Source organism: Mesorhizobium sp. NZP2077 (assembly GCF_013170805.1).
GTDB lineage: Bacteria > Pseudomonadota > Alphaproteobacteria > Rhizobiales > Rhizobiaceae > Mesorhizobium.
On record NZ_CP051293.1, the window covers coordinates 3,107,167 to 3,129,224 of the forward strand.

The 22,058-nt window shown below is 63.6% G+C and carries 20 protein-coding genes and 3 pseudogenes; 10 read left to right on the forward strand and 13 right to left on the reverse strand.

Going from position 1 to position 22,058, the window contains the following annotated elements:
- Window positions 1–18 precede the first annotated feature (18 nt).
- Window positions 19–654 (reverse strand): class I SAM-dependent methyltransferase, encoded by a 636-nt coding sequence (locus HGP13_RS15405; RefSeq protein ID WP_172226827.1) that lies wholly within the window; start codon window positions 652–654, stop codon window positions 19–21.
- Between the two features lie 200 nt (window positions 655–854).
- On the opposite strand from HGP13_RS15405, the gene HGP13_RS15410 reads away from it, so the two are divergent.
- Window positions 855–2,381 carry an alpha/beta fold hydrolase gene (locus HGP13_RS15410; RefSeq protein WP_348648970.1) on the forward strand — a complete coding sequence of 509 codons (1,527 nt, stop codon included), beginning with the start codon at window positions 855–857 and terminating at the stop codon, window positions 2,379–2,381.
- Window positions 2,382–2,466: 85 nt separating this feature from the next.
- Here HGP13_RS15410 and HGP13_RS15415 read toward each other — a convergent pair whose 3' ends face one another.
- On the reverse strand, window positions 2,467–3,489 hold the full coding sequence (locus HGP13_RS15415) for an aminopeptidase (protein ID WP_246707454.1): 1,023 nt from the start codon (window positions 3,487–3,489) through the stop codon (window positions 2,467–2,469).
- A gap of 185 nt (window positions 3,490–3,674) precedes the next feature.
- Between HGP13_RS15415 and HGP13_RS37895 the strand changes: the two are divergent.
- Window positions 3,675–4,103 (forward strand): annotated as a pseudogene (locus tag HGP13_RS37895) (hypothetical protein); the annotation flags it as partial.
- Between the two features lie 28 nt (window positions 4,104–4,131).
- On the opposite strand, the gene HGP13_RS15420 reads toward HGP13_RS37895, so the two are convergent.
- The 4 genes from HGP13_RS15420 to HGP13_RS15435 all read right to left on the reverse strand — a co-directional run bounded on the left by HGP13_RS15420 (window position 4,132) and on the right by HGP13_RS15435 (window position 7,055).
- The gene (locus HGP13_RS15420) at window positions 4,132–5,436 is read right to left on the reverse strand and encodes an NAD(P)-binding domain-containing protein (protein WP_172226836.1); all 1,305 of its coding nucleotides are present in this window, start codon (window positions 5,434–5,436) and stop codon (window positions 4,132–4,134) included.
- Complete coding sequence (locus HGP13_RS15425; protein WP_172226839.1) at window positions 5,436–6,002, reverse strand: OsmC family protein; 567 nt, start codon at window positions 6,000–6,002, stop codon at window positions 5,436–5,438. Before HGP13_RS15425 ends, HGP13_RS15420 begins: the two co-directional genes overlap by 1 nt.
- A 139-nt stretch (window positions 6,003–6,141) precedes the next feature.
- The gene (locus HGP13_RS15430) at window positions 6,142–6,318 is read right to left on the reverse strand and encodes a hypothetical protein (RefSeq protein ID WP_172226842.1); all 177 of its coding nucleotides are present in this window, start codon (window positions 6,316–6,318) and stop codon (window positions 6,142–6,144) included.
- A 365-nt stretch (window positions 6,319–6,683) separates the two neighbouring features.
- Window positions 6,684–7,055: a hypothetical protein gene (locus HGP13_RS15435; protein ID WP_172226845.1), complete on the reverse strand. Its 372-nt coding sequence runs from the start codon at window positions 7,053–7,055 to the stop codon at window positions 6,684–6,686.
- Window positions 7,056–7,524: 469 nt separating this feature from the next.
- Here HGP13_RS15435 and HGP13_RS15445 point away from each other — a divergent pair, with 469 nt between their 5' ends.
- The 4 genes from HGP13_RS15445 to HGP13_RS15460 all read left to right on the forward strand — a co-directional run bounded on the left by HGP13_RS15445 (window position 7,525) and on the right by HGP13_RS15460 (window position 13,076).
- Window positions 7,525–9,096, forward strand: a complete 1,572-nt coding sequence (locus HGP13_RS15445; protein WP_172226848.1) for a pilus assembly protein — start codon at window positions 7,525–7,527, stop codon at window positions 9,094–9,096.
- 337 nt (window positions 9,097–9,433) lie between these two features.
- On the forward strand, window positions 9,434–9,919 hold the full coding sequence (locus HGP13_RS15450; protein WP_172226850.1) for a spore coat U domain-containing protein: 486 nt from the start codon (window positions 9,434–9,436) through the stop codon (window positions 9,917–9,919).
- Window positions 9,920–9,987: 68 nt separating this feature from the next.
- Window positions 9,988–10,689, forward strand: coding sequence for a fimbria/pilus periplasmic chaperone (locus tag HGP13_RS15455; protein WP_246707394.1), 702 nt, complete (start codon window positions 9,988–9,990; stop codon window positions 10,687–10,689).
- 20 nt (window positions 10,690–10,709) lie between these two features.
- Window positions 10,710–13,076 (forward strand): fimbria/pilus outer membrane usher protein, encoded by a 2,367-nt coding sequence (locus tag HGP13_RS15460; RefSeq protein ID WP_172226854.1) that lies wholly within the window; start codon window positions 10,710–10,712, stop codon window positions 13,074–13,076.
- 25 nt (window positions 13,077–13,101) lie between these two features.
- On the opposite strand, the gene HGP13_RS15465 is transcribed toward HGP13_RS15460, so the two are convergent.
- The 3 genes and pseudogenes from HGP13_RS15465 to HGP13_RS15480 all read right to left on the reverse strand — a co-directional run.
- Entirely contained in the window at window positions 13,102–14,118 is a 1,017-nt protein-coding gene (locus tag HGP13_RS15465; RefSeq protein WP_172226857.1) for a spore coat protein U domain-containing protein, read from the reverse strand.
- Between the two features lie 461 nt (window positions 14,119–14,579).
- Window positions 14,580–15,206: pseudogene (locus HGP13_RS37900) on the reverse strand (IS110 family transposase).
- Between the two features lie 126 nt (window positions 15,207–15,332).
- A pseudogene (locus HGP13_RS15480) lies at window positions 15,333–15,548 on the reverse strand (ABC transporter permease); the annotation flags it as partial.
- 44 nt (window positions 15,549–15,592) lie between these two features.
- Between HGP13_RS15480 and HGP13_RS15485 the strand changes: the two are divergent.
- A complete protein-coding gene (locus HGP13_RS15485) occupies window positions 15,593–15,733 on the forward strand; it encodes a hypothetical protein (RefSeq protein ID WP_172219733.1) in 141 nt (46 codons plus the stop codon).
- A gap of 23 nt (window positions 15,734–15,756) precedes the next feature.
- Here the strand turns inward: HGP13_RS15485 and HGP13_RS15490 are convergent, their stop codons facing one another.
- Window positions 15,757–16,227 carry an NUDIX domain-containing protein gene (locus tag HGP13_RS15490; protein ID WP_172226861.1) on the reverse strand — a complete coding sequence of 157 codons (471 nt, stop codon included), beginning with the start codon at window positions 16,225–16,227 and terminating at the stop codon, window positions 15,757–15,759.
- Window positions 16,228–16,412: 185 nt separating this feature from the next.
- Between HGP13_RS15490 and HGP13_RS15495 the strand changes: the two genes are divergently transcribed.
- Window positions 16,413–16,943 (forward strand): sterol desaturase family protein, encoded by a 531-nt coding sequence (locus HGP13_RS15495; RefSeq protein WP_172226863.1) that lies wholly within the window; start codon window positions 16,413–16,415, stop codon window positions 16,941–16,943.
- Between the two features lie 83 nt (window positions 16,944–17,026).
- On the opposite strand, the gene rsgA is transcribed toward HGP13_RS15495, so the two are convergent.
- The 3 genes from rsgA to HGP13_RS15510 all read right to left on the reverse strand — a co-directional run bounded on the left by rsgA (window position 17,027) and on the right by HGP13_RS15510 (window position 20,276).
- Window positions 17,027–18,067 carry a ribosome small subunit-dependent GTPase A gene (gene rsgA, locus HGP13_RS15500; protein WP_172226866.1) on the reverse strand — a complete coding sequence of 347 codons (1,041 nt, stop codon included), beginning with the start codon at window positions 18,065–18,067 and terminating at the stop codon, window positions 17,027–17,029.
- 406 nt (window positions 18,068–18,473) lie between these two features.
- Window positions 18,474–19,721, reverse strand: coding sequence for a DNA polymerase IV (gene dinB, locus HGP13_RS15505; RefSeq protein WP_172226869.1), 1,248 nt, complete (start codon window positions 19,719–19,721; stop codon window positions 18,474–18,476).
- A 138-nt stretch (window positions 19,722–19,859) separates the two neighbouring features.
- Complete coding sequence (locus HGP13_RS15510) at window positions 19,860–20,276, reverse strand: helix-turn-helix domain-containing protein (protein ID WP_172226872.1); 417 nt, start codon at window positions 20,274–20,276, stop codon at window positions 19,860–19,862.
- Window positions 20,277–20,387: 111 nt separating this feature from the next.
- Here HGP13_RS15510 and HGP13_RS15515 point away from each other — a divergent pair, with 111 nt between their 5' ends.
- Complete coding sequence (locus HGP13_RS15515; protein WP_172226875.1) at window positions 20,388–20,972, forward strand: dihydrofolate reductase family protein; 585 nt, start codon at window positions 20,388–20,390, stop codon at window positions 20,970–20,972.
- A gap of 104 nt (window positions 20,973–21,076) precedes the next feature.
- Window positions 21,077–22,018, forward strand: a complete 942-nt coding sequence (locus HGP13_RS15520; protein ID WP_172226878.1) for an alpha/beta hydrolase — start codon at window positions 21,077–21,079, stop codon at window positions 22,016–22,018.
- The last annotated feature ends 40 nt before the right edge of the window (window positions 22,019–22,058 follow it).

The window sequence follows — 22,058 nt, forward strand, 5'->3', positions numbered from 1 at the left end:
GGCACCAGTGAAGACCGCTCAGCCTGCCGCCGCGATGCCGGCGTGGTGGCTGCCCAATTGCCAGAGGGGCAGTGGGAAGCGCCCGTGCTGCACTTCGATAAGTCGAAAACCCGCCCCGCCGATCAGGCGCAGCGGATCCCGGTTGAGGTGGCAGCCGCCGGCGATCGATCCCCACAGCCGGTTCAGGCGCTGCTGCCACCGGCGGCAGCGCGGCCCCTCGGCCTGGCCGTGCTCGATAAAGATCAGCCCGCCCGTCGGCTTCAGGATGCGGCGGATTTCGCCGAGCGCGGCCTCGGGGTCGGGAATGGTGCAGAAGGCATAGGTGACGACCACCGTGTCGGCGAAGCCATCGGCCAAAGGCAAGCTTTCGCCGCCGGCGCGGATGCATTCGACCGGGAAGGGCGAGGCGCTGCTCTTCGGTGCGGCGAGGCCAAGCATGGTGCCGTCTGGGTCGACGCCGATCAGCCGCTCCACCCTGGCGGCATCGTAATAGGGCAGGTTGAGGCCGGAGCCGAAGCCGACTTCGACGACGACACCTTTGGCCCTCGGGATGACGCGCCTGCGCATATGCGTGAAAGCTCCGGCCGAACAGCCGACGTGGACGAAATAGGGGGCAACGCAGCGCGCATACCAGGAGAGGCAGGTCTGGCACATGGCTCAGCCTCCATGCCCGGCGGCCGGGACGCCGTCGGCTAGCGGTTCTGATGTGCGATGGCTTGATGTATTGACCGGTGACATTTCTCGCTCCAAGGGAGTTGATCGGGCCGGATCGGCTCGAATTCGCGGGGATGGATAGAAGGCCGGCGTCCCCTCAACGTCCTCTGACCGGGCGGCCGCGTGCGGATTCGATGGAGTTGATACAACTCCGACTTCTGGGTTTTCCGGAGTTCCGGCTGAACGGACGGTCGGTGGAGCTCGCCTTGCGCAAGGCGGCGGCGCTGGTCATCTATCTCGCCGAGGCCGGCGGGCCAGTGGCGCGCGAGGTCGCCGCCACGCTGCTGTGGCCCGAAGCCGACGCGGAAGCCGCCCGCGCCCGCCTGCGGCGTACGCTCTACAAGATCCGCATTGCGTTCGGCGAGGAAGTCATTGCAGCCAGCGCGGCATCGCTCAGCCTGCGCCCGGGGGTCTCCATCGAGGCCGACTCGCGCGCCTTCGACCACGCCTGCGACGCCGGTCTTCTCGACGATGCCGCCGGCCTCTACGCCGGCGACTATCTCGCCGGTTTCTCGCTGCCGGATTGTCCGGAATTCGAGGAATGGGTGTTCTTCCGCCGCGAGGCCTTGCGCAGCCGGCTGGTGCAGACGCTGGAGCGGCTGGTCGAAGCCAAGATCGGCCGGGGCGATGCGCGCGGCGCTGTGCTGCACGCCACCCGCCTTGCCGCCCTCGATCCCTTGAGCGAAAGCGCGCACCGCCACCTGATCCGCGCCCATCTGGCGGCCGGCGACCGGGCGGCGGCCGAGCGCCAGGGCGAGATCTGCACGCGGCTGCTGCGCGACGAACTCGGCGTGGCGCCGGACCCCGCCACGCTCGCTTTGCTGCGCGCGAGCGATGCCGAGGTGCCGAGAACCCGTTATGTCGCGGTGGACGGCATCCATATCGCCTACCAGACCATCGGCAGCGGCCCGGCCGATATCGTGCTGGTGCCCGGCTTCATCTCGCATGTCGAGCGCATCTGGGAAGACCGGAGCTGCCGCGCCTGGCTCAATTCAGTATCTCGGCTCGGCCGGCTGATTCTGTTCGACCGGCGCGGCATGGGTCTGTCCGACCGCGTCGGCGCCCGCCCGACAGTCGAAGCCACCGCGCGCGACATTCTGGCGGTGATGGATGCCGCCGGCAGCCGCCGCGCCGTGCTGGTCGGCGCCTCGGAGGGTGGGCCGGGCTGCATCCGCTTTGCCGTCGACCACCCTGACCGGCTGATCGGCCTGGTTCTCTGGGGCTCGCTCGCCAAGGGCAGTCGCACGCCGGACTATCCCTTCGCGCTGACATCGGCGCAATACGACCTCTGGCAGCAGCGCCTGCTCGCCGGCTGGGGCGGCCCGGCCGAAATCGAAACTTTTGCGCCCAGCGTCGCCGCCGACCGCCAGGCGCGCGCCTGGTGGGCCGGCCTGCTCCGGGCCGCCCCCCGCCCCGGCGCGGTCGCCGGCCTGCTGCAGGCACTGCGTGACACCGATGTCCGGCCGCTGCTGTCAAAGGTCTCGGCCAAGACGCTGGTCCTGCACCGCAGGGGTGACCGGGCCGTGCGGATCGAGGCCGGGCGGTATCTGGCCGCGAAGATTCCTGGGGCTCGGTTTGTCGAGGTGGAGGGGGGAGGACCACTGGTTCTGGGTGGGGGAGCAGGGGGTGCTGCTGGAGGGATTGGGGGGATGACGAGCGGACGGTGAGGCAGGCCCCGCTGCCGCGCCTGTCGGCCAGAACCGGCGTTGGTCACGGCCGAGCTTGCGAGGCCGGCCGCCGTGCTGGTCGACGTCAATTACACGTCGTCGCGTTCCTCAGTGCCTCCGCACGGGAAGGCTCGGGCAATGCCGCGATCCGCCGAACGGAAGCATAGAACCTTGGATAATCGCCTGAGCACAAGTCATAAAGGCGAAGGAACGCCGGAACCTGTTCGCCGTAGACGGAAGTCGCGGCGAGCTTTGCGTTGTTGATGGGGCTATTGAACCAGGCGTCGTATCCGCGGTATCCGGCCCAGCGCCTGTCGCGCATTTGCCGGTAGCGCACCCGCAGCCTGTCGATCGCGGCTGTTTTTGCGGCCGCCATCTGCTGCGAGGTGCGGGGGCTGGCATAGACCTGCCTCAACTCGTCCCGCGTTTTCGCTATAAGTCCGAGAAAATCCGCTTTGCGCTGGCGATCGATTTCGTAACTGCGCAATCCGGCGCGATTGCCGGTGGCGCGCAGCCATTTCCTCACCCCGGTGGTTTCGACGGCGACCGCGAAAGCCTCGTTGAACGCGGAGTCGCCGTTCACATAGATTTTCTGGTGCGCCAGTTCATGGAAGATGAGGCCTGCGAGATACATGGCGTCCTGACGCAGCATGGTGCTGAGCAGCGGGTCGCTGAACCAGCCAAGCGTGGAATAGGCGGTGACGCCCGACACGTAAACGTCCAGGCCTTGTTGCTGCAGTTCGGCAGCACTTTCAGCTGCGGATTTCCGGGAAAAGTAACCCCGGTACGGAACGCAGCCGAAGGCCGGAAAGCACCATGTTATCGGCGTGAGCGAGAATTGCGGCGCGGCAAAAACGGCCAAGGTCACGTTGTCCCGACCTATGTCGACATAGCTGCGGTAGCTGCTGTTATCGGGCAGCGCCAGCTCATCCGTGGCGAAGCGACGCATGGCGCTCGCCGACGTCAACTTCGCGCGCAATGCCTCCGGCGTCGAGGGATCGTTGATGAGCTTTCCGACATTTTTCCGCGCGGCCATGATCTGCACATGGCCCTCCAGCGCCTGCGCGTAGTAGGAGACGCTGGTGCACCCGGCCACGCCGGACGCCATGACCACAGCGGCAAGCAATCGAAAAAAGCGCTTCACAGCTTGCCCACCGCCTGCTCGTCGTCCACGGCGCGAATGCCCCATTTGCCCTCGTGTCAGGCGCACCGATTTTCGTCAAGACCTGGCAGCAGGTCGGACTTTCGAATTGGCAGGACTGGCAAGGCGGCCATTCGAGACCTTCGCGCCGGGCCTCCGACCGTCAGGCGCGCGCCTGGTGGGCCGGCCTGCTCCGGGCCGCCTCCAGCCCCGGCGCGGTCGCCGGCCTGCTGCAAGCGCTGAGCGACGCCGATGTGCGGCCGCTGCTGTCAAAAGTCTCGGCCAAGACGCTGGTCCTGCACCGCAGGGGTGACCGGGCCGTGCGGATCGAGGCCGGTCGGTATCTGGCGGCGCGGATACCGGGGGGCGCGGTTTGTCGAGGGGAGGGGGGAGGATCACTGGTTCTGGGTGGGGGAGCAGGGGGGCGTTGCTGGAGGGGATTGGGGGGGATGGTGCGGGGTAGGAGGCCGATAAGGCGATGTAGGGAGTGCTCTGTAACCGTAATTCCTAGTGGAGGGGGAGAATCACGGCTTGGTCTTCTTCATCGCCATCTGGCTTTGTCCGGCGGTTCAAAAGGGTGATCACCTCTCCCGCCTCAAACCAGTATGTTCAGCCTGGCAACCGCCGCAACGCGGCGCGCAGTGGCGGGTCACGCCTGGCCATTCTGTCGAGATAGCCGGTCAAATGCGTGACGAGTTCCCTAGCGTCGTCCTCGGCGCCGTGGATGAAGCTCGATTTCCGGCGGCGCAGGTATGGCAAGCCCAACACATAGATCCCGGGAACGTCGGCAACGCCGCGATCGTGCTTGAGCTCGCCCTTGCGATCGAAGACCGGCAAGTCCAGCCATGAAAAGTCCGGCCGAAAACCGGTGGCCCATAGCACCGTGCGAATGTCTTCGCCAAGTTCAATCTCCAGTTGTGGCGGCTCGCCGATTACGGTGGGGGCAAAGCGCTCGATGGGACCGATGCCGGACGGTGCATTCGCCTCCGCCCATTCGTCGATCGACGCGAGCAGCCGGTTCATCTTCAGGTCGGCAAGCGCGCAAACATTGCGCAGCGATCCGGAAAACTGGGCCACGGAGCCGCGAATGCCCATTAGTCGCCCGACGATTCTAACGCCTTGCGATTGCAAGACATTGAGATCGAGCGTGGCGCGCTCCGATGTGCCGACAAGCTGCGGCGATGGCACTCTTCGGGCGCGGTCGGGGTCATCCGCGTCTTCGATGCGCTGGTCGAGCACGCCGGTCGCGAGCATCCACCATTGGATATCGCGACCTCGATAGACGCGCGGTAGCCGAACGTGTTCTCCGACCGCCAGCGTTACAGGCCGGCCGCTCAGCCGGATCTCCTGCGCCAATTGCAGGCCTGTCGCCGATGCGCCAACCACCAACACTCCGCCGGCGCCAAGTTGCCGCGGATTGCGGTAAGTGTGGGCCGATAGCTGTTCGACAGTGGCCGGCATGGCCTCGGCGAATCTCGGTGTGACCGGCTTGTTGAAGGCGCCAGTGGCGAGCACAACCGCGCGACACAGCCAGTCGCCATATGGGGTCTCCACCCGAAAGCCATGGGTGCTCCGCGCAACTCTACCGACAGGGGTGCGCGTCAGAACCGGTGCCGATATATATGCGGCATAGCGGGAAATGAAATCCGCAAGCTGGCCGGCGCTCATGTAGCCGTCCCGGTCGTCGCCCTGGTATGGATAGCCGGGGAGCCGTGCCATCCAGTTGGGCGTGAGCAACCGCAGCGAATCCCAGCGCTCCGTACGCCAGCTGTTCGCGACCTCGCCTCGCTCCAGAACAACATGGCTGAGCGAGCGCTGGCCGAGCAGATAGCTCAGCGCCAGGCCTGAGTGACCGGCACCGATGACGACGACGTCAACGGTGCCGGCGATCCCGCGCGATGTTCTTTCGTTCATTAGCACTTTCTCGACGTAACCGTGACATCGGTCGGGTTGGCGATCACGTCGAAGACGGCCGAACGTTTTTGCGACTGCGCGACGAGAGCGGCTATGTCTTCCGCGCTAGCGTCAGCGTCGATATCGTAGTGCACCTTGATGCCGTCGAACCCGTTGCGCACATCCGGATCGATGCCGAGGATACCCTGGATATTCATGCCGGCCTCGAGCGTTGCCTTGACCGAGTGGAGCTGGATGTTACGGTTTTGCGCGACAGCCGCGATGCCCGCGGTCAGGCAACCGGCCAGGCCGACCAGCACAAACTCCACCGGCGTCGCGCCGTTGTCTTCCGACGCGAAGATTTCCGGGTGATCGGACTCGAATTGGTAGGTCTGCCGATGCTGCTGTTGCGCTCCTAGGCCGAAAAATCCGTGAACCGTGGCCCGGTTGTGGGTCCCTTTTACCCATTCGCTGGTCGCTCTCCACTTGAAGCGAGCGGCCTCCGGGGCATCTTTCAAGGCCTCACGGGCGCCAAGCAGGGCGGCTACGTTGACACCATTCTTGGCGGTTTCTGTGTGTTTGGTCATATGTGTTACTCCTGTTGATGGGTGGTGGGTCGAGTCTCTCAGCGAACGGACTGTCTCATCATGCGCGTGTTGGACCCAGCGTGGGACCGGGCATGGAATCGCCGACAAGACGTGAAGGCAATTCGGGCGGGGGCCGCGTTCAGAGAATCCTGCCCCAGGTGTTTGACGAGAGCCTTTTCGGGCGATGTGATACCGGCCAGCCAATGTCTTTTTGAATTTCCATCGGCAGGCTGTTCAGAACGCGTTCCGACTTTCGTGCTTCGCGGGCGTTCTTGAAGGCCGCCCCATAGCGGGCGAGCGTTTCAAACATCGACATTTTGTTCTCCTTTAGAACTATTGGACGCCTTGGATTTGCTTAGGCACCCGTTCGACGAATGTTGAATGCTCCACATTTGTTTCTGGAAGGTTCCACCAAAACGGATGCTCGGTAACCAGATCACGTGATGTGAAATATCCCGGTGGGTTCGGGTCGTCAGATAGTTGTTTGCTGCGAGCCGTCGCCGGTGCGGCGTGATCGGCCAGCCAATGTCCTTTTGGAGGTCTGGCGGCAGGCTACCCAGTAAGCGCCGTGTCTTTTGCGCTGCGAGAGCGTCCTTGGAGGCCCCACCACACCGGCTCAGCATTTCAGTATCGACGTGGTGCCTCCTTGCAAGCCGCTCGTGATCGCATCGAGGCGCACTGTCAGTGCGAGGCGACGTCGGGGAGATTTCGCGCGGTTACGAGCCAGGAACTCGACTTCATCATCACACCCTCCGGGCGGACGAATTCAGCCAACGCGTCCTTCAGGCCGGTGACCAGTTCCGGGTATCGTCGCTTGGCTTCCTCGCCAGCCTCACGCACGACTTCGCCCGCTGGCCCTATCGCCAGCTGGAAGGCCACGGCTTCGTCGATGTCGCGGCCGACCAGTACGTCGGCATCGATGCGCTCGAAATTGATGTCCGTGTAACCGGCGATCTCCAACTGCTTGGCGACCACCTCGGTGTCGGCCATGGAGAACGGCCCCGGCCCGCATGTTGCCGCGCGTTCTTTCACCGGCGGCAGATAGCGCAGCACGACTTCCCTGGAGAGCGTAAGCCAGGGATTGTCGGCCCGCCCGCGCCAGTTGGCCCGACCCGCTTGGCTATCTCGAGCGTCGCTTCACCCCATCCACATCCGACATCCAGTACCTTGTCACCCCTCTGCAGGGGCTATTGCTGGAGGGGATTGGGGGGATGGTGCGGGTGGGTGAGGCGGTGGGGCGCGGGCAGATGAGGTGAGGTTCGACGGCTATCGATCGCAGATCGTCGCACATCATGAACCACGGGTTGGATGGCGAAGCATCCCGAATCGGGTGGGGGTCTTGGCTTGCGGAGGAACCATCCATCCGTCGTTGGAGTGATCTGTAAGCCTCCTGGCCGAACACGCGCTTGGTCTCCTCAGAACTTAGTTTACCAAGTTTTGCCTCCTCATGCGCGATTGCTAATAAATCAACCGCCCGTAAACCAACACTCGGTCATATGCCTTATAAGTCGAGGGGCGGGTCATGGTCATCAATAGGTTCTGGCGGTCGGAAGCCGGCAATTTTGCCTTGTTGTTTGCGTTGGCGGCGCCTGCAATACTTGCGGCAGTTGCTTTCGCAACAGACGTATCCACCGTCATGCGAGCAAAGGTCAATCTGCAGAATTCGTTGGACTCTGCAACCCTATCCTCGTCGCACCTGTCAGACAGCGAAGCGAACCGAAAGCTGGCATTCGACAGCTATTTTCAGGCCAACGTCGCCAATCACCCCGAACTCACCAACGCGAAAGTGACCTTGTCGGTCGACAAGGGATTCAACTACGTCAAGACCAAGGCGGTCGCTTCCGCGGACGTGAACCTCAATTTTGCTTTCCTGTTCGGCGATAACCAGCACATCGAGGTTGATGCCGGTGGCGTAGAGGCGACGAACAACCTCGAGGTCGTGATGGTGCTGGACAACACTGGTTCCATGGCCGGCGCCAAGATCAAGGCTCTCAGGGACGCCACCAAAGCACTTCTGGATGATCTGGACGGAGCAAAGTCACCCAATCGGAAGGTGACCGCCGCGATTGTGCCGTTCGTCACCGCTGTCAACGTAAATGGCGATGAGTTTGACCCTTCCTGGATAGACATGGAAGGCAAATCGCCGAACAACGGCGTGAATTTTCCTCTGCTGCCCGATGGCAACCGTGTAAATCACATGGACCTGTTCAAGGACCTGGCACAGGGGACCGGCTGGAAAGGCACGGGATGGAAGGGCTGTGTCGAGGCACGTCCGGGAAGCGCTGCCACTTCCGATGTAGCGCCGGACCAAGCCGACGGTAACACCTTGTTCGTGCCCTATTTCGCCCCAGACGACCCCGGCGACGCCACCAGTCCTTCCGCGAGCTATGGCAACGACGCCAAGGTTTACAACAACTCGTATCTTTCCGATGACGTCTTGGACGGTACCGACACCAAGGGAAAAGACAAAAAGATCGCCAAATACGAGAACCCCAAGGCGAAAAAGATCAACGACAAATATGCGCCTCTGACAGTCGGCCCTAACCGTGCCTGCCCGACGCCGGTGGTCCCGTTGACCACTGACCTGGACAAGTTGCGGACCGCCGCCGCCCAGATGCAGGAGTGGAACGGATCTGGCACCAATGTCTCCGAAGGGCTTTCGTGGGGCATGCGGGTGCTTTCACCGGACGCCCCCTACACCGGCGGCGCGCCCTGGAAGACTCCGAACACGAGCAAAATCGTGGTTCTGCTTACCGACGGCGAAAACGTCGTCTATGGGGCGAGCAACGAACCGGAAAAGTCGGATTACACGTCCTATGGCTATCTCGCATCCGGCCGCTTCGGGTCGAGCAACCAGACGGACGCCGCGCGCGCCGTGGATCGATGGACGCTTGACGTCTGCGATAAACTGAAGGCTCAGCAGGTCCAGATCTACACAATCACGTTGCAATCCGACACGGCCGCGAACCGGACACTCTACAGCAAATGCGCGACGAACCCGTCCGATTACTACGCCGTCAACGATCCCAGCAAACTGCCGAACGTGTTCCAGACGATCGCTGGAAAGTTCACGACACTCCAACTGGTCAACTAGGTGCGTGCGGGCTCGGCCTTGCAATGTAACGGTCGTTCGCGCCGCCTCTGGTAAAGCCGCCGAGACGTATTGCTTTCACCTAAGCAGCCATCTCGATGCGGTCCCGGCCTGCCTTTTTTGCGGCATAGAGATTGCGCCGCAGAGGCATTGAGGTCGCCTTACCCCGTTCAAAAGCCCATCGGGCTACACACCGGAAGCGATGGCTGTTGGTCGGAATCATACTTTAGTTTTAGCTAAATAATAAATCACTCATTAACCAAGATCGAACATATTCCGACTCAGTCCACGGCCTGACATCGATCAACCCTCTCTCTAGCTGTCAAAGGACCATCGTCGAATGTGGCGAAAAACAGCGGCGTGCCTGGCGATCCTGGCACTTTTCGGCGGCGAGGCTCGCGCTACGACAACAACCACGCCCATGGTCGTGCAGATGACGATCACCGCGTCGTGTACCATCAGCAGCGCTTCGACCCTGAACTTCGGTTCATCAGGCGTCATTGCGGCCAACGTCGACCAGACGTCCACGGTCCAGGTTCAATGCACGAACACGACCCCCTACAACATCGGTCTTGACGCGGGTACGGGGACGGGTGCGACCGTCGCTGCCCGCAAGATGACAAACGGCGCCGCCACGATCACCTATTCTCTTTACAGCGATAGCGGCAGAACGACCGTCTGGGGAAACACGATCGGCACCAACACGGTTTCGGCGACCGGTAGCGGCTCTGCCCAGAGCTTTACCGTGTATGGACGCGTGCCGGCGCAGGCAACGCCAGCGCCAGCCGTCTATACGGATACGGTGACGGTCACTGTAACTTATTAAGGTCGGCCGTATCGACGGTCGATGCCAGGGGGTGGCAAATGAATTGGGCAAAGCTGGCTCCAGCTTTGGTGGGAGCATTGCTGTTCGGCGGTGTGCAGGTCCGCGCGGATTCGCTTCAAGTACAACCTGCTCTCGTCGATGTCCTCGCGCCCGGCGCGGCGTCGACTATCACGCTTCGCAACGAAGGGCCGACGCCCACCAACGTGCAGATACGTGTCTTTCGCTGGTCACAGTCCAATGGTCAGGAAATGCTGCAGCCCACGGAAGATGTGGTTGCCTCTCCTCCAGCCGTCACGCTGCTGCCGGGCACCGACTATGTCGCCCGAATCGTGCGGGTGGCCAAGCGGCCGGTCGCGGCCGAGGAGGCCTATCGCCTGCTCGTCGATGAGCTTCCGGACGCCAGTCGGGTCAAGACCGGCACGGTGAAGCTGCTGGTTCGCCACTCGATCCCGGTCTTCTTCGGTTCGCCGGACAGGACACCTCCGGCCGTGGACTGGACGGTATCAAGGCAGGACGGCCGGTTGATCGTTTCGGCCCGCAACAAGGGCGGCAAGCGTCTGCGCATCTCCGCGCTGTCGCTGCGCGATGCCGGCGGGCACAAGATATCATTCGGCGGGGGTCTTGTCGGATACGCGCTCGGCCAGTCGACAATGCGATGGGCGGCACCGACCGGTGGGCGCAAATTCGCCGCCAAGGGATCGGTGTCGATCTCGGCTCAGGGCAACGAGGGCACGATTAACGCCGTGGCGCCGGTCGTCGCCGCGCCGTGAATGCGGCTTGTTTCCTGACATTGTCGATACTTGTTGCCACGCTGACACAGTCCAACCAAGCAGCCGGGGCGGTCCAGCAGCTTCAGCTCGACGTCTTCATCAATGGCGCCGCCACCAACCAGATCGCGGCTTTCGTGTCTCCAGACGGCCAGCACCTTGGCGCAACGCCCGACGAGCTGCAGGCATTGGGGCTGGACCTTGGCAAGCAGGTCCGGTCAGCGGCAGTCCCCATCATGCTCGACACGGTGCGGGGGCTGGCCTATCGCTACGAGGTGCAGGAGCAGCGCGTTTTCCTGACGATCAGCAATGGCTTGCGCGGGACGATATCCTACGACGCGACGCCAGGCCATGAGGCCGCGCCCGACGTTCGGGCGGGGTTCGGCGGTGTCCTCAACTACAATCTGTTCGCGGCGTCGCGGCAGGAGCCCGATGCCGGCGGCTTCACCTTCAGTGGCGTTTCCTCCACCCTCGACGCGCGCGTCTTCTCGCCGGTGGGCACGTTCAGCCAGTCGGCGATAGTGCGGCTGGCGGAGGACGGTCGCGCCGATGCCTTAAGGCTCGACACCGCCTATACTTACTCTGATCCGGCGTCGCTGATGACGTATCAGGCTGGTGATGCGATTTCCGGCGGTTTCGCCTGGACCAGGCCGATCCGCATCGGCGGGCTTCAGGCGCGCCGCAATTTCGGTCTTCGTACCGATCTGATCACCCAACCGCTCGCATCGGTGAGCGGCAGCGCGGCGGTGCCGTCGACGGTCGACGTCTATGTCAATGACCTCAAGACCTATTCACACGCCGTCGACAGCGGCCCGTTCCAGATCACCGACATTCCCGTTACCACCGGCGGCGGGCAGGCAGTTGTCGTACTGCGTGATGCGGCTGGCCGTGAAACGCGCACGAGTGTGCCGTTCTACGCCTCGCCCAGCCTGCTGCGGCCAGGCCTGTTCGACTTCTCGCTCGAGGCCGGCCTGCCGAGGCTAGGATACGCGACGACGTCGGATGCCTATGCCGTCAACCAGCCAGTCGTGTCGGCAAGCTTGCGCAAAGGCATCTATGACTGGCTGACGCTGGAAGGCCACACGGAGGCCGGCAAGGATCTGGTCAATGGCGGATTGGGCATGGTGATGCGTACCGGCTCGCTTGGCGTCGCCTCGTTTGCTCTGGCCGGCAGTCATAGCGGAGCCGGCAGTGGGCTGCAGTCCTATGCCTCCTACGAGATCAGGGTCGGCACCCTCAGCGTAAATGCCAGTTCGCAAATGACCTTCGGTTCCTATGACGATCTCGCCTCGGAGACCGACCGGCTTCAGGACAGCGGAACGCCTGGCCAAGCCTTCTTCAATCTGTTGTCATTCGATCCCGGAGGCGCGGATGCCCGGTCCCGATCCAGGCCGCCGAGGATGGTGAACAGCATTTCCGTCGGAACGCCGTTGTCTTTCGACAGCGGCAGCATCAGCGCAAGCTACATCGACCTGACACCGGCCAGCGGCGAGAGCTCCAGGATACTCACCGCCTCCTATTCGCGAACGTTGCCTTTCGGCTATCTCAACGCTACCGCCTTCGCCGAACTTGGCGGGCGACGCAACGCCGGCCTCTTCGCCGGACTGTCCATCCCCATCGGCGGCGATGCAATGGCATCGAGCGCTGTTTCAGCCGACAGGCACGGGGTCGAGGCGATCGCCGACGTGAGCAAGCCGCTCGGCGAGGAACCGGGCAGTGTCGGCTGGCGGACCAGCCTCAGCCAGGGCCGATCTTCGGAGGGTTCCGCGGCGATCTCTTATCGCTCTTCCCATGGACGTGCCGATGCCACCGTCGGGCGTTCAAGCTCGGGCACCACGGCGACAGCCCAGTTCGACGGGGCAATCGCAACGATGGGATCCGGCATCTTCCTGACGGACAGGATCGACGATAGTTTCGCCATTGTTGAAACCGGTTTGCCCGGTGTCGGCGTGCTCTATGAAAACCGCCCCATAGGTGTCACCGATGCAAAGGGTCGGTTGCTGGTGCCAGGCCTGCGCGCCTATCAGCGGAACAAGGTTGCCATCGAAACGACCAATCTGCCCGTCGATGCCGATGTCGCGAGCACGCAGGACGTCATCGCACCAGCCGATCGAGCCGGCGTGCGAGTCGATTTTCGGGTTCGCACCAACGTCGGTGCCGCGGTCCTGGTCCTGTCGGGTCCAGACGGACAGAAGCTCGAGGTCGGGTCGCACGCTGCGATCAACGGCAAGCAGGACTTCGTCATCGGCTATGACGGGCGTGCCTATGTAAAAGGACTGGCGCAAAAGAACACCGTCGTTGCCGAGACCGCCAAGGGTTCGTGCCAGGCATCGTTCAGCTACACACCGAAAGCAAACCAGCAAGTGGTCATCCCGGTCGTCTGCCGCTGACGCCCGACCGGCCGTGGGGGGCCTGTCAGTAAGTCACTGTCACGACGATCGTGTCGGTGTACGCTCCAGGCGCGGGCGTGGTCTGAGCCGGGGCGCGGGCGTATACGGTGTACGCTTGGTCCAGCCCGGTTCCGGTGCCGCTAGAGGTGTCGGTGCCGATCGTATTTCCCCAGACAGTGGTCCTGCCGCTGTTGCTGTAAAGCGAATAGGTGACGGTCTTGACGCCGCTCGTCATCTTCCTGCTGGCGACCGTGGCGCCGGAACCGCTGCCCGCGCTGAGCCCGATATTGTAGGGCGTCGAGTCGGTGCAGCGAACGGTGACCGAACCCGTCGAATCGACATTGGACGCCAGTACCCCGACGGAGCCAAAGTTCACGTTGGTGGCCGAGACGTTGCAGTTCGCGTTGATTGTCGCGGTCCAGGTGGAGCCGCTGGATATCGCCTGCCTGGCGCCTGTCGGGCAAACCGCGGCGGTCTTGTAGTCATAGCCGGCGGCCGGCGCGGTGGTCATGGTCCAGACATACGATCCAGGTCCCGCGGTGGTCTGATTGGCGAAGACCCTGCCGTAGACTGTCAGCGTGGTGCCGGCGCTGCCCGAGGAACCCAAAGCGAGATCGTAGGTCGTCCCGATGGGATAGAGCCCGTAACTGGTCGTGGCCAGACCCCAGGACCCCCAGATCGTCGTTCGCGACGGGTCGCTGTAGAGTTCGTGGACCAGTCGCTCGGAGCCGGACGCCAGCCGGCGGTTGCCGGCCGCGTTGGTCTGGCCGGGTGAAAGTTCCACGCAAAGGCGCACGGTCTGGTTGGCCGTGCCGGTGCAGTTGATCGAGAAGGTCGCCGTCGTGTCATCAACGGCTCCGCTCAGGATGTCCACCGCTCCGTACGATCCATTGGCGGCCGTAATAGAGCAGCTCTGCGATCGGGCTGGCTGCAGACTCGAAGCGAGGAGTATTGTGACCAGCACTGCCCGCAGCTGAGCTGTCCACCGAAGCGAACGGCATAGCCGTCGAAGTTTCCAGAGACCTGATCCGTTGCCTTCCATGGAGTCTGCCTATCACGGGGCCGAGAGCAATTCAAAGCAGGCTCAACCGTTGACGCGGCTCCTGCGTGAGTGCGGCGGTATGAGGCGTAAACCCCAGTCGACGCCGTCGAAGCGCGACGACTGCTTCTGGCGTAACCGTGACTTCCAGTGTGGTCGCTGGAGATGTCTTCTGTGGATGGCTCCCGTATTGCAAGAGGTAATTCGTTGTTCTGGCGCATTGGTCGGGTGCAGTCTCCTGTCCGGCCTGTTCATGCAGCCGTTCGAAGCTGCTGGCCCTGATGGGGTCCGCGAACAAGGTCCCAATCTGCTTTGCAGGCTATGATGCCTCAGACATCGCATGGGTTGTCCATGTTCCCGGCCTGACCGGTCTCGCCATCACATCGCGTCGCTCTTACAACCTCATGGAGCCGATTGATCAGCTCGATCTGATTTCTGCTTCAGTGTCTCGTCTGCTGCGCAACTTACGCTGCAAGGTTCGGAGCATGACGCGCTTGATAGGTTTCGCCGCGCGTCATGATAGCCCACACCACGCGGGCCATCTTGTTTGCCATAGCTACGCTCGCCACGCGCGCTGGCTTCCTGGCGAGCAACGCGAGGAGGCGCGGGTCCGCAGCCTCGGGCTTATGCCTTGCCCGTCGGATCAGAGAGGTCGCGCCGATCACAAGGAGCTTTCTCAGGTACCGGTCGCCCATCTTGGTGATGTGCCCGAGACGGTCCTTTCCGCCGCTCGAGTTTTGCGAAGGTGTCAGCCCGAGCTAGGCGGCAAACTCTCGACCCGAGCGGAACCGACCCGGATCAGCAACCGACGCCGCCAACGCAGTGGCACCGATCGGGCCAATGCCAGGTATCGTCGATAGACGCCGTGCCACATCATTCGTTCTTTGCTGGGCAAGGATCGACCGGTCGATGGTCTGGAGCCGGGCATGGGTGTCGAGCACCTGCTCGCACAGGAGACACAGAACCTGCAGTGCCATTGCCGGTACATCCAATGCGGATTTCTTCGCGGCTATCTGGCGCGCCAGCTTAGGCGCCCGCTCCAAACCTTCGGGAATATCGATGCCGAACTCGGCCAACAGGCCGCGGATCATATTCACCAGTTGCGTGCAACTGCAAAATTGAACTCTACGACCGAGATTAGGCGCAAAGCAGCCATCCAGAGTTCGGTCGGCGAAAGTCGACTTTGGATCAAAAGCTCTGCCACATGGCTCCGCCCCCTACCGCTCCTCCACAATCCACAAACAAGCGGCCGTCACGAACAGCACGATCAGCCCGAACAGGATGCGCCTTGCTCCTTCCGGCATCTGCAGGATCGTCAGCCGCGTCGTCAGCACGGTCACGATGAGCGCGCCGATGATGGTGCCGGTGTAGCTGCCGCGGCTACCGAAGATGGAGGTGCTGCCGATCACGGCGGCGGCGACCGAGGGCAGGACCTGTCCATCGCCCGAAACTGCATTGAATTGACGTAGGTGAACGTTTGCCGGGAACGATCGAGCGGCGCATTTCCGAGGCCGGCACTCTGGCGATCGGCGCACCGATCGATTTTCTCGACGATCCCACGCAGCCGCGCCGGATGGTCTTGATGGTACCGACAGTGATCCTGCGCGAGACGGCGTGACGGAGCTGGGACATGGCTGGCAGCTATCCAGCCCCCATCTGGCCTGCCAAGTCAGCCAGCATCGGCCTTTGCCCGGCAAGCATCTTGACCTCGGCCTCGGGCAGGCTGAACCAGCCGGCCCTGTCGACCTCCGGAAACGCTTTCATCGACCCGGACCGCGGTGGCCATTCCATCGTAAAACTGTTGCTCTTGATGGCGGCGACACCGATCTCGGCCCGTGCCTCGACCGACCAGGCGATGACGATCTTGCCGCCCGGTTGCTTGTAGTCGCCAAGGCGTGCGAATGGGCCTTCGACGGTGATGCCGAGTTCTTCCGCGGTCTCACGTCGCGCGGCTGCCAGTTCGTCCTCATTCTCCTCGACGAGGCCTTTCGGGATCGACCAGGCGCCATCGTCCTTCTTCGCCCAGAACGGGCCGCCGGGATGAACCAGAAGCACCCGGATATTCCCATCGCTTCGACGATAAATCAGCAGGCCCGCACTGCGTTTCGCCATGATTGCATGTCCGTTTGCGGCGCTGGTGCGAGATCGGCCGATTCTTCAGGGATCATGCGTGCCGAACTTGCACCGGGAAATTGCGACGCTATGTCAGATTCATCCGCATTGCACCTCAGCCGCGAGTTAGGCAATCTGATACATCTTTTCTGGGGCGGCGTCGAAAGCCAGGTGGGACGTCCGGAATGCAACTCAGTCTGATCGGCTACTACAGCGACTTCGTGGTCTATCCGCTGGCGATCGCCCTCTTGGGGGTGGCCGGGCTGGTCGAGGCCGGGGAAGAGGGCGCGCCGGAGTGGATCGGCACGGTGCTGATCTGTCTCGTTCTGTGGACGTTGATCGAATACGTCCTGCACCGCTTCGTCCTGCATCACGTCCCCTACATCAGGGATCTGCACGACCGTCACCATGTCGAGGAACGCAGTCCGGTGGGCACGCCGACCTGGCTCAGTCTCGGCGTGCATGCGCTGATCGCATTGCCCGTCTGGCCGGTTTCCGGTTTCGCGACCGCCAGCGCGGTCGGCTGCGGCCTGATGCTGGGCTATCTCTGGTATGTCAGCGTCCACCACATGATCCATCACTGGCATCCCGCCCACCCCAGCTATCTCTACACGCTCAAGCGCCGCCACGCGGTGCACCACCATATCGACGACAACGCCAATTTCGGCGTGACGTCGCTGTTGTGGGACCGGGTTTTTGGCACGGCGCGGCTTTGAGAGGCAGTAGGGCAGTAGGGCAGTAGGGCAGTAGGGCAGTAGGGCAGTAGGGCAGTAGGGCAGTAGGGCAGTAGGGCGGCCGTTCAGCGCCGCTTGCCGCGGGTGGCGGGGGACTTGGCGCCGCGAGGGCCGCTCTGCACCGGCGTGTTGTGCTGGTTTTCGTCCGAGAGTTTCCGCCAGCGGGCCAGGCGCTCGGGATCGAGCGTGCCGGCCTTGATGGCGGCCTGCACCGCGCAGCCCGGTTCGTGCACATGGGTGCAGTCGCGGAATTTGCACAGCGGTGCAAGCTCGGTGATCTCGGCAAAAAGCGTGTCGATGCCATAGCCGACGTCGCTGACCTGCAAAGTGCGCATGCCCGGCGTGTCGATCACCCAGCCGCCGCCGGCAATGGCATGCAGCGAGCGCGCCGTGGTGGTGTGGCGGCCCTTGGCGTCGTGTTCGCGAATGGCGCCGGTCTGTTGCGGCGATTGCTGCGCCGATCCGGCCAGCGTGTTGACCAGTGTCGATTTGCCGACACCGGAGGAACCGATCAGCGCCACCGTCTGGCCCGCGCCGCACCAGGCGGCCAGCGCCGTCGCGGCATCCGACGTGCGCGGGTTCAGCGTCACCACGGCCAATCCGCGCTGCAGCGCGGCGGCTTGGCGTTGATACGCCTCGGCGTCTTCAGCCGTGTCGGCCTTGGTCAGCAGGATGACCGGTGTCGTTCCGGCCTCGTTGGCCAGCGCCAGATAGCGCTCGAGCCGGGCGATGTTGAAGTCGGCATTGCAGGAGGTGACGATGAACAGCGTGTCGACATTGGCCGCGGCCAGTTGCGGCACCCGGCCACCCTGGGTGCGGCGCTCCAGAACCGTCTTGCGGGTCAGGCGCCGCTTCACAAGCTGATCATGTGGCTCGACCAGCACCCAATCGCCGACGGCATAATCACCTGTGTTGGCTTGTGGCGGCAATGTCAGGTCGGTTTGCCCCGTCTGGGACAGGCCACTCAGGCGATCGCGATGCACCATGGCAATGCGCGTCGGGATCAGGCCTGCGTCATCGGGCTCAAGCTGATCGCCGAAGAAATCCGACCAGCCGAGGCTGGCAAGCGAGATTGCGGAGGCCGTCACGGCTTCGACCAAGGGCACGGCGTCGCAGGCATTGAGCAGTACCCCCGATAAAATGAGAGGCGCGGACCTCCCGTGCCGGGCGATCCACCCACGCCGCTGTATGGGCGGCATGGCGCGATTTGGCAAGCATTTCACGGCGACGGCCGGGCTCACCCGTCAGCGACCTCGATTGCCGCGATGATAACCAGGCGAGCCTCAAGACGAGAAGCCGCTCACCAGGCCGGAATCCGCATTTTCTTGACAAGCTGTGCTGGCCGGATGTTACTGCCGCCAGCCGCTTGGGCTGGGGGACTTGCCGTGAAGAAGACATATCTGAAGCCGGTGCTGGTGAAGCGCGAGATGCTGTCCGCCGTGACCGCCGCGCCTGCCACTTCCGGGCGTTGATCAGGAAGCCGTAGCGCGAGTAGCCTGACGCTTCCCACGCTCACAGCTCCTTTTCCGCCAGTTCCCTGAATTCGTCGGGCACGGAGCGCGCCGCTTCCAGCGCCACCGTGCCGTAGCCGACGGCCTGTTTGCCGAAGCGCTCGCGGATCTTGTCGATGGCGCGATCGGCGCCGAAGCGGGCGAGGCCTTTTTTGCTGCCCGGCCGGCGCTTATCGTCGGTCAGGCCGAGCGGCAGGTCGAGTTGCAGCTCGGCGCTCTCCTCCAGATGCGATACCGAGATGGCCAGCAGCGAGATCGTCTTTTCGTGGCGATGGTCGGCGAGTACGCCACGTACCAGGTCCTGCGCGATTTCGGCCAGCATGGTGGTCGCCGAGATCGGCTGGTCCAGCGTGATCGAGCGGGCGACGGCGCTGAGGTCGGCAAAGCGCACGCGCACCGTCACCGTGCGGCCGGGCCGCGCCTTGGCGCGCAGCCGGCTTGCGACACGGTCGGCCAGATGCAACAGTGTCGGCACGATGACATCAGCCACGGCGGGCTTGCGGCCAAGTGCCGATTGCGCACCGGCCGAGTGTGCGCGGCGCTTGGTCTCCAGTTTCCTCGTGTCGCGGTTCCATGACAGGGCGGCGAGCTTTTCGCCGGCAGCGGGGCCGAGCAGCCGGGTCAGCGCGCCGCTGTGCGTCCTCGCCAGTTGGCCGATGGTCTCGACGCCGATCTCGGCCAGCCTTGCCTTGGTCGCCGGGCCGACGCCCCACATCAGGCCGACCGGCAAATCGTGCAGGAAGGCCAGCTCGGTGCCGGGATCGACGACCACCAGCCCGTCGGGCTTGGCGACCTGCGAGGCGATCTTGGCCAGATGCTTGGTGCGGGCCACACCGATCGAGATCGGCAGGCCGAGTTCGGCCCGCACGCGGCGGCGGATCGCCGTGGCGATCTCTTGCGGTTGGCCGAACAGATGCGTGCAGCCGGCGACATCGGCGAAGGCCTCGTCGATGGAAATGCGCTCGACCACCGGCGTGAAATCATCGAGCACCTTGATCGCGGCGTCGCCCAGCCGCTGGTAGTGGCTGAAATTGCCGCCGACGAAGATCAGCTGCGGGCAAAGCTCGCGCGCCTTGCGCCCCGGCATGCCGCCGCGCACGCCAAAGGCGCGCGCTTCATAGGAGGCGGCGAGCACCACGCCGCCGCCGACCGCGATCGGCTTGCCGCGCAGCGATGGGTCGAGCAATTGCTCGACCGAGGCATAGAACGCGTCGAGATCGGCATGCAGGATGGTCGCTGTCGTTTCCAACCGGCCGCATATCCGAGGTTGCTGATGGGACAAGAACGAATAGGGAACAAAAGGGGACAAAAGGGGACAATTGTCAAGCGGGGCTGTGGAAAACTCCACTTTTTCCCACAAGGGGAGAAGGGTACGCCGCCCTACTACCTACCCAATATGCTCCGCCCTTAGCGCCGCCTTCATCCGTTCCAACGCCGGTGCGCCGCCGGCCGCCAGTTCGTCGGCAACGCCGGCGAGATGATCGTCGGCCTTGCGGTGCTTGCTGCCCCAGGCGCCGAGCGTGGCCAGCACCGGCAAAAGGTCGATGCCGGCCTCGGTCAGCCGGTAGATCGCCTTCAGCCCATGGCTCGGGTCGTCGCTGCGGGTGAGGATGCCTTCCTCCTGCAAAGTCTGCAGCCGCTCGGCCAGCGTGCGCGAGGAGATTCCTTCATCGGACTGAAGGAATTCGCGAAAATGCTTTTTTCCGGCGAAGACCAGGTCGCGGATGATGAGCAGCGTCCAGCGGTCGCCGAGCAGTTCCAGCGACAGGCTGATCGGGCAGCCGGATCTTTCGTGCGTCGACATGTCTATGGTTCCATTTTTAAATCACTTTACTATTGACATCATTTTTTGCTTGCGTCAATGGTTCCAAAAGTAAATCAATTTCCTTTTAAGCCGGCCAGCAAGGAGACGACGGTGAAAATGCTCATCCTTCAGATGCAGATGTCGGTCGACGGCTTTGTCGGCGCCAATGAGGACCATACCTGGCAGCTCTGGGAATGGGGCGACGACATAGGCTGGGACGAGGACCTGAAACGCGACTTCAACGCGTTCTTTGCCGGTATCGACACTATCCTGCTCAGCCGCAAGATGGCCGAGGAGGGCTATCTCAGCCATTGGGGCCATGCGGCGAAGAAGTATCCGGCCGATCCGTTCTATGCCTTCGCCCAGCGCATCGTCGACGCGAAGAAAGTGGTACCGAGCGACAGGCTGAAAGCCTCGCGGTGGGAGCGCACGAGGGTGGTGAGCGGCGACCTGCCGCGCGAGGTCACGGCGCTGAAGGTTGGCGAGGGCGGCGACATGGCAGTCTTCGGCGGCGCCGGCTTCGCCTCGTCGCTGATCGCGGCCGGACTGGTCGACGAATTCCAGCTCTTCATCAACCCGGCTGTGCTGGGCGCCGGACGCCGCATCTTCGACCAGGGCGGTTTTCAGAACCTCCGGCTGGTCGGCTCGAAGGCCTATGCCTGCGGCATGGTGGTTAACCGCTACGCGCCGGGTTGAGGCGAGAGAAAAACATCTGCCGTCACGTATCCTTTTTGTCCGCCCGTCCGTCCTTGGCTTTGGAAGGTCGCGCAGCCGCGATCCGCAACCCCTGGGAGACCATCATGGCGAGCATTGAGAGCGAGGCAAACAGGAACCACTATGCGGCGATCGTCGCCAATGCCGGCACGTTCAACAGCCCGCAGGCGATGATCGATTTCAACGACACCAGTTGGACGGCGCTGACCGGCGAACCCGGCGGCGTCGACTATATCGAAGTCGATGCCGGCGGCGTGCCGGCGCTATGGGTCGTGCCGAAGGGCGCGGACGAGCAGCGGGTGCTGCTCTACGCGCATGGCGGCGGCTTCCTCGGCGGCTCATTCTACACGCACCGCAAGATGGTCGGCCATCTGGCCAAGGCCGTCGGCTGCCGGGCATTGGTCTATAACTATCCTTTGGCGCACCAGGCGAAGCACCCGGCCCAGCTCGATGCGGCGATGGCGGCATGGAACTGGCTCGTCGACCAGGGCTTCGACACCAGGTGGATCGCGCTTGCCGGTGATTCCTGCGGCGCGGTGCTGACCTATGGCGTGCTGCAACGGTTGCGTGCCCAGGGCCGGCCGCTGCCGGCTGCCACGCTGATCATCTCCGGCTGGTTCGACATGGCGCTGACCGGCGCCAGTTATGAGACCAACCGCGAGAAGGATCCAGCCTTCGCCAGGGCCACCGTCGACTGGCTGGTGACCAACTTCATCGGCGACGGTGACCGGCTCGATTCGGAGGTCAGCGCGCTCTATGCCGACCTGTCCGGCTTTCCGCCGGTGTTCCTGCAGGCCGGCGCCGACGAGGCGCTGGTCGACGAAAGCCGCATGTTTGCCGAGCGCGCCAGGCATGCTGGCGTTGAGACGCGGCTCGACGTCTTCGACGGCATGCTGCATTCCTTCCAGATGATGGCCGGCCGGGCGCCGGAAGCCGACGACGCGACCGGCCGCTTCGCCGCCTGGGTGCGGCCGAAGCTTGGCCTGCCGGATGCCGGCGGCAAGGTTGCCGACAACAGGGCGGCCTGACCATGTGCCGGCTTGTGCATGCACGGCGCTTGCGCGATGC